The 6,988-nt window shown below is 70.9% G+C and carries 10 protein-coding genes; all 10 read left to right on the top strand.

What is annotated here, in order from left to right:
• The first annotated feature begins 143 nt into the window (after positions 1 to 143).
• On the top strand, positions 144 to 422 hold the full coding sequence (locus YU1_RS0125105) for a hypothetical protein (RefSeq protein ID WP_029006405.1): 279 nt from the start codon (positions 144 to 146) through the stop codon (positions 420 to 422).
• Positions 423 to 530: 108 nt separating this feature from the next.
• Positions 531 to 1,007: a gp436 family protein gene (locus YU1_RS0125100; protein ID WP_035716708.1), complete on the top strand. Its 477-nt coding sequence runs from the start codon at positions 531 to 533 to the stop codon at positions 1,005 to 1,007.
• Entirely contained in the window at positions 1,004 to 1,489 is a 486-nt protein-coding gene (locus YU1_RS31190) for a phage virion morphogenesis protein (RefSeq protein WP_035716707.1), read from the top strand. The genes YU1_RS0125100 and YU1_RS31190 overlap by 4 nt, the downstream gene beginning before the upstream one ends.
• The gene (locus tag YU1_RS34135; protein ID WP_029006403.1) at positions 1,486 to 2,160 is read left to right on the top strand and encodes a hypothetical protein; all 675 of its coding nucleotides are present in this window, start codon (positions 1,486 to 1,488) and stop codon (positions 2,158 to 2,160) included. Before YU1_RS31190 ends, YU1_RS34135 begins: the two co-directional genes overlap by 4 nt.
• Positions 2,147 to 2,692, top strand: a complete 546-nt coding sequence (locus YU1_RS0125085; protein ID WP_029006402.1) for a phage baseplate assembly protein V — start codon at positions 2,147 to 2,149, stop codon at positions 2,690 to 2,692. The genes YU1_RS34135 and YU1_RS0125085 overlap by 14 nt, the downstream gene beginning before the upstream one ends.
• An 8-nt stretch (positions 2,693 to 2,700) precedes the next feature.
• Entirely contained in the window at positions 2,701 to 2,955 is a 255-nt protein-coding gene (locus YU1_RS0125080; protein ID WP_029006401.1) for a hypothetical protein, read from the top strand.
• Positions 2,956 to 2,983: 28 nt separating this feature from the next.
• The gene (locus YU1_RS0125075) at positions 2,984 to 3,397 is read left to right on the top strand and encodes a GPW/gp25 family protein (RefSeq protein WP_029006400.1); all 414 of its coding nucleotides are present in this window, start codon (positions 2,984 to 2,986) and stop codon (positions 3,395 to 3,397) included.
• Positions 3,394 to 4,308 carry a baseplate assembly protein gene (locus tag YU1_RS0125070; RefSeq protein WP_029006399.1) on the top strand — a complete coding sequence of 305 codons (915 nt, stop codon included), beginning with the start codon at positions 3,394 to 3,396 and terminating at the stop codon, positions 4,306 to 4,308. The genes YU1_RS0125075 and YU1_RS0125070 overlap by 4 nt, the downstream gene beginning before the upstream one ends.
• Entirely contained in the window at positions 4,305 to 4,940 is a 636-nt protein-coding gene (locus YU1_RS0125065) for a phage tail protein I (RefSeq protein ID WP_029006398.1), read from the top strand. Before YU1_RS0125070 ends, YU1_RS0125065 begins: the two co-directional genes overlap by 4 nt.
• A 10-nt stretch (positions 4,941 to 4,950) precedes the next feature.
• On the top strand, positions 4,951 to 6,988 hold a 2,038-nt coding region (locus YU1_RS0125060; protein WP_029006397.1), incomplete at its 3' end, for a hypothetical protein.

The raw sequence follows: 6,988 nt of genomic DNA, 5'->3' as shown, positions 1-6,988 counted from the left end.
CCATCTGGTGGTGGGCAACACCAATTTCTTCGCCGGCAAGGACATCCTGGAGAAGGAGGTCATCGACGGCTCCACCAACACCAACCGCAATCTGGTGACGCTGGTCCGCGCGCCGAAGCTGGCGGCGTGACGGGAGACCTGTAATGGCGCGCACACCCACCCTGAAGGATGCCGGCCCGGAGACGGCCGGAGAGACCGAGGACTGCCTGCGCGTGCGCGCGCCGGGCGGCTCACGCTGGCGAGCCGGCCTCCAGTTCGGCCGGGAGCCGGTGGACCTGGGCGAAGCGGAGATCGAGGCCGCGGCAAAAGCCAAGGGCCTCACGCCCGAGGCCCTGGTCGAGATGCTGCGCTCCGACAGCTCGCTCTCCCTCACGCCCCACCGCCGACCCATTTCCCAGCCCGAGGCCACTCCCGAGGCCTGAGCACGGGCACCAGCCCCCACCTGCCATGGTCCCACGATGCCACCCCTTGGCATCCCCGGCCGGGACGGTTCGCCGCCCCGGTCCTCTTCCGATCCCGAGGAGATCCCCATGGCCGCCCCCTTCGCCACGCTCGACCAGTTGGCCGCCCGGCATCCGGCGGAACTGACGCTGCTCGCGGCGGACGAGACCACCGGCCTGCGGGATGATGGTCGCGTGGATGCGGCCTTGCGCGATGCCTCGGTGGAGGTACGCAGCATCCTCCAGGCCCGCTACACGCCCGCCGATCTTGGCGCCGTGGACGAAGGCTCGGCCGAGATCCTCGCGGTCTACACCATGGACATCGCACTCTATCGGGTGGCGCTGTCCTTCGCCCGCTCCAGCGACCGGCTGAAGGAGGGCTATGAGAATGCGGTGAAGCGCCTGGAGGCCATCGCCTCCGGCAAGGGCGCGCTCGCCATCCTCCCCGGCACCGCCGTGCCCGCGCCCACGGATGCGGACGCGGCCGGCGAGATCGGGCCCAACGGCGTCGTCATCGACGTGCCGCCGCGCATCTTCTCCCGCGCCAGTTTCGGGGGCCGGTCATGAGCGCCGGCATTTCCCTCACCGTGGATGCCGCCGACTTCGGCCCGGTGGTCGCCAAGCTCATGGCGCTGGCCCGCTTCGACGGCACCGAGCTCATGTCGATGATCGGCGCCATGGGCGAGAGCCAGACCCGGCGGCGGATCGAGAGCGAGAAGACCGCGCCCGATGGAACACCCTGGGCGCCCAATCATAACGGCAGCTCGATCCTGCTGGAGACCGGCCAGCACCTGCTGGGCTCGGTGGCCTGGACCTCGTCGTCCGATGAGGCCGAGTGGGGCGCCTCCTGGCAATATGCCCATGTCCACCAGGATGGCGCGGTCATCAAGCCCAAGACGGCCAAGGCGCTGGCCTTCATGGCCGGCGGCAACCTGATGCTGGCCAAACAGGTCACGGTCCCGGCGCGGCCCTTCATCGGCCTGTCGGACGACAATCGCACCGAGATCCTTGACCTGGTGACCGACCTTTTCGGCGGGCTGCTGGCATGATCGCGCCCGCTCCCATCGCACCCTTGCCTCTGGCCGATCTCATCGCAGCCGATCCGGTCCAGGCGCTTAAGGCGGCCGTCGTGGCCCGCGTGGGCGTACTGATGCCCGGCGTCAGGGTGGTGTCCCATCCCGGCAAGATCGACATTGCCGACGTGGTCGCAAAATCCGTGGTGGCCGCCCCCGGCATCGCCATCGGCTGGTCGCGCATCCGCGCCCGGCGGCTGCTGGACGGCGGCTATGGGCTGGCGGTGGAGTTCGCCGCTTACGTGGTGACCGAGGATGCGGTCATCGCCGGCCGGCGCGTCGAGCGCGAGACGCTGGGCCTGGCCATCGGCCACCGGCTGCTCGCGCTCCTGGAGGATGCGGACGCGCAGACCTGGGGCGCCGTTGGAGGGCTCGGCTTGGTGCTGCCGCCGGAGGCCGATCCCGCGCCGGAGCTGAAGCCCATGTTCACCGTGCGCGATGCGGCGGCGGGCGCGGCTTATTACGCCGTCACCTGGACGCAGGTGGTGGCGGATCTTGGCCGCAGCCTGTTCGCCTCCGACCGGCCCGCCGTCACCGAGCTGGACGGCACCGGCACGGCGCCCTTCGCGGACGTGCAGTTCCCCGACCAGATCCCGCCCGAGGTTCTGGCGCTGCTGGCCCAGGAGAGCGCCGATGGCGCTGCTTGAGCAGGAGATCCGGCGCCTGCACCGGAAGATCAACCAGACCGAGCGCCGCCTCGCCAGCACCAAGCTCAAGGGCGAGGCCGCCGAGGTGGACGCCGACCGGCGCCGCTGCCGGGTGAAGATCGGCGCCACGGCCGCGGGCAAGCCGGTGCTCTCGCCCTGGATCGCCTGGCGCGAACCGGCGAACGGGTTTCTGGCCACCCACACGCCTATGCGGGTGGGCGATCTGGTCACGGTGGAAAGCCCGTCCGGCACTTTGGGCTCGGCCTCCATTGCCGTGCGCGATGCCTATTCCGGCGCGCAGCCGGCGCCCTCGGCCGCCGCGGATGCGGTGGTGGAGAAAGTGGGCGCTTTGGTCATCGCGCGCACGGACGGTGCGGTGGAGATCGCCAGCGGCGGCGTCAGCGTCCGGATCGACGGCGCCGGCCTCACCGTCACCGGCGGCGACGTCTCCCACAACGGCAAGTCCATCGGCGCCGAGCACAAGCACGGCAAGGTGATGGGCGGCGACAGCACTTCCGGTCCCCCCGTCTGAGGCTCCCCATGACACCCGACCTCCCCAAGCTCCCCTTCATCGTCACCGACGCCGCCGGCCCCAAGGTGGCGGGGGGCGCGGTGAAGCCCGGCGACACCATCCACCTCACCGAGTTCGAGGCCCGCAGCGAGCTGCTGGCGGGCGTGATCCGCTCTGCCGCCGACCCCGAGGCGGTGGCCGAGGTGCCGGCGGTCGACACCGCGACCACGGCCGAAACACCGGCGGACGACGGCGCTTCCGGCAAGCCCGCTCGCCGCCGCTGAAACCGGCTTACAAAAGGAGCTTGAACCCATGGCGCAGGCGGTGCGCTATCGCACGGGACTGGACCGCCGCACCGGGCAGGTGCTGACCGGCTGGGCGCATGTCCAGCAGTCCCTGGCGGTGATCTGGACCACCCGCTTCCGCGAGCGGGTGATGCGCCTGGCCGTGGGCTCCGAGCTGCGCTCCTGGCTGGCCGAGGATCTGAGCCCCGCCACCGCGCTCGGCATCTATGCGGACCTGGTGGTGGCCGCCCACACCTTCGAGCCGGAATACCGGCTCACCGAGCTGCAGTTCGTCAATGCCGGCCGCGCGGGCAGCCTGGCCTTGCGCCATTCCGGGACCTATTACCCGGAAGGCCGGTTCGGCGATTACGGCAAGGCCATCCCCATCGGCTATGGCGCGCCCATCGTGCTCGCCCAGCAGATCGCGCGGCGGATCGCATGACCCAGGTCATCGACCTCTCGCGCCTGCCGGCGCCGGACGCCATCGAGCCGCTCGACTACGAGACGCTGCAGGCGGCCTTCGTCGCCCGCTTCGAGGCAGCCTGGGAGGCGGCCCGGCTGATCGATCCCAGCTTGCCCGCCTGGGACGTGGGGGCGCTGGAGACCGATCCGGCGGTGATCGCCTCGCAGGCCTGGTCCTATCTGCGGCTGCTGGATCGGGCGCGGGTGAATGATGCGGTGCGCGCCGTCCTGGCACCGCTCGCCAAGGGCACCGACCTCGACAGCGTGGTGGCGCGTATCGGCGTCCAGCGCCTCATCCTCACGCCCGCCACCGACACCAATGCGGCGGTGATGGAGAGCGATGAGCGCCTGCTGCTGCGCTATTTGCTCGCCTTCACCCGGCCCGCCGCCGGCAGCGCCGAGCGCTATCTGTTCGAGGCCTACACCGCCTGGCCGCAACTGCTGCATGCGGCGGTGATCGGCCGGGCGATCCATGGCCGGCGGGGCGATACGGACATCGTCATCGCCGGCCCCGGCGGGCGCGATGCGACGGACGCGGAGACGGCGGTGGTGCGCGCCGCGGTCACCGCTCCCTCGGTGAAGCCGGAGGCCACATCGGTCTCGGTCCTGCGGGCTACGCGCCGGACTTATGCGGTGCGCGGGCGCCTGGTGGTGCCGGCAGGGCCGGATGCGGAGACGGTGCGGTTGGAGGCGGTGGCGCGCATCACGGCGGCGGCGGCCGAGCGCATGCGCATCGGCGCCGAGGTGCCCAGCGTCTTCCTGAGCGGGCGGGCCTATGGGCTCTCGATCCAGCGGGTGGATCTCACCGAGCCGGCGGCGGACATTCCCGCTGCGCCTTATGTAATCCCGGTCCTGGGCGAGGTGGCGCTCACCGCGGAGGTGGCGCCATGAGCACCGCCGCCGACCTCCTGCCGGACAATGCCCGCCCGTTCGAGCAGGCGCTGGCCCAGGCCATGACCGACACCTTGCCGGTGCCGGTGGGCGAGACGCTGAACCCCGCCTCGGCGCCGCTGCGCTTCCTGCCCTGGCTGGCTGTCCATGACGGCGTGCGCCTGTGGTTCTCCGACTGGCCCGAGGCGCGCCGCCGGCAGGTGATCGCCGAGGCGCCCCGTGCCGCCTGGCTGGTGGGCACGCGACCGGGCGCGGTGACCTTCCTCGGCTATGTGGACGGCGAACTGGTCGATGCGGTGGCCTATCCCGCCCGCTTCGTCATGAACCGGGCGCGCATCGGCCGCGCGCCCATCGGCCATCCGCCCTGGCTCGCCCGCTATCTGGTGAGGGTGCGCACCACAAGGCCGCCCCGTGCCCTGGTCGCCGGCCGCACGGTGCTGGGCCGCGCCCGCCTCAAGACGCCGAGCCGCGAGCCCCGCCGCCGCTGCCTTGCGGCGCTCGTCGCCGCCAAGGCGCCGGAGACCGAGTACCGGGTGGATTTCGGCCACGCCCGCGAACTGATGCTCGCCGATGGCCCGCCGCTCGACGGCACATTTTCCCTCGGCGCCTACGTGGCGCGCCGCAAGCTCTGAAGGCTCCCCCATGACCAAGATCGTCAGCTTCACCCAGGCGGAAGTGGCCGAGCCGGAGGACTTCGGCAACATCTCGCTGTTTGCCCGCGAGGGCGACGGCCACATCGTCGGCGGCGCCATCGACTATGCCCACCATTGGGCCGACTTCAGCATCTCCCAGCCGTCCTCCATCGAGATCCGCCTCAACCCCGGCCGCCTGTTCGTGGGCGCCTTGGTCTATGCGGCGGACGAGGCCATCGACATCAATCTCCAGGTCCACCTGCCTTTGGTCACCGGCGACCGGCGTTATGTGGCCCTGCTGCTGCGCGGGGCGACGCAGACCGTCACCGCCCAGCGCATGATCGAGACCGACGCGGAGACCGGCGAGACCGTGGAACAGGCGGTGCCGAAGGTGGAGCGCCGCACGGTGGAGGTGGTGATCCAGCAGGGCCTGCCGTCGCCGACGCCGCTCAAGCCCTCCGTGGCGGCCGACCAGTGCTGCCTTGCCTTCGTCGAGCTGGCGCCCACCGGCATCGTCGCTGTGGAGCTGGACCACGGCTCCCGCCTCAAGAGCCTCGCCGAGGTGGAAGGGCGCCTCACCCTGCTGGAGGGCGAGGTGGCCAACACCGTCCGCCGCACCACCACGCTGGAGACGGACGTCGCCAACATCGCTTCGCGCCTCACCGACATCCCCCATCCCACCATCATCCGCCAGTTGAAGCGGGATGTGGCCCATGTGCGCCGCCAGATCGCCATGCCGGACGAGGCGCGGGCCTATTGGTATGACGCCGGCCTCGTATCCGACGCCTGGGACAAGGCCCATGCCACCTGGCTGGCGCGGGTGCGCGAGGGCATCCGTTTCCCATGGGCGGCGGAACGCGACAGCCAGCTCGCCTTGCTGGATGCCGGCTCCTCCGCCCTGCGCATGTCCGGCACGCTGCTGCTGCCGGCCTGGGAGGAGGCGGTGCGGATCGAGGTGGCCGGCGACGGCGGCTCCACCAACATCTCCCAGCTCACCCACACGGTGACCACAGCGGTGCGCCGGGAGATCGCGCGCCAGGTGATCGAGTATGGCGAGACCGTCACCGTCTGCGAGAACCAGGCGGAATGGGCCAACAGCGCCGGCCACAGCGTCGGTGAGCTGTTCACCGCCAATGGCGAGACGTTCGAGGTGGTCACCATCCTCAACGGCCTGGAATGGGCGGGGCATGTGATCCGCGCCGTGCGCCGGATCGTCACCCGCACCGTCAACGAGACCTATTGGGACTATGTGACCGAGAGCTATGGGGTGAACGGCTCCATCTACGGCCAGACGTGGCTCTGTGCCCAGCCCATGATCCTTACCTCCATCGACCTGTCTTTTACCCGCGTCGGCTCCTCCGGCGATGTGCATCTGTTCGTCTGCGCCTGCGACGAGACCGGCCAGCCGCGCCTCGACCAGGTGATCGCCACCGCCACGCTGGCCGCCTCCAGCCTCGCCACGGGCTGGGTGACGTTCAATCTGCGCCCGAGCCTGCTGGAGAGCGGCAAGCGCTATGCCTGGGCAACGGTCACCACCGGCAATCATGCGCTGGAGACCGTCTCCGGCAACAGATACGCCCAGGGCAGCCGCTTCACCTGCACCGATGGCGCCTGGAGCCAGGTCTCCACCGAGGTGGACTTCGCCATGCGCATCAAGGCGGCGACCTTCGCCGCCCCGCGCACGGTGGTGGAGTTCGCGCCGCTGACGCTGGAGAACGGCATGACCGAGCTGCGCCTGCTCCACGGCGGCTGGGCGCCCGGCGGCACGGCGCTGACCTGGGAGATCAAGCCCAGCAGCGCCACCACCTGGCAGCCGCTGACCCTCAGCGCGGCCGAGGGCTCCGATGCGCTGGCGGGCCTGCCGGCGCTGGTGCAGCTGCGCGCGGTGTTCGTCGGCACCACCGATCTTCAGCCCGCCCTCGTGCTCGATGCCAAGGCCCGCGGCATGACCTTCCGCCCGCGCGGCGACATGGTGGCGGTGTCCAAGGTCCAGGCATTCGGGCTCGCCACCTCCACCGTCCAGCTTGAGGTGGTGCTCGATGCCTTCG

It is taken from the genome of Azorhizobium doebereinerae UFLA1-100 (assembly GCF_000473085.1).
Taxonomy (GTDB): domain Bacteria; phylum Pseudomonadota; class Alphaproteobacteria; order Rhizobiales; family Xanthobacteraceae; genus Azorhizobium; species Azorhizobium doebereinerae.
The sequence above is the reverse complement of the archived record's forward strand: the minus strand, read 5'-3'. Positions and strand labels throughout refer to the sequence as shown.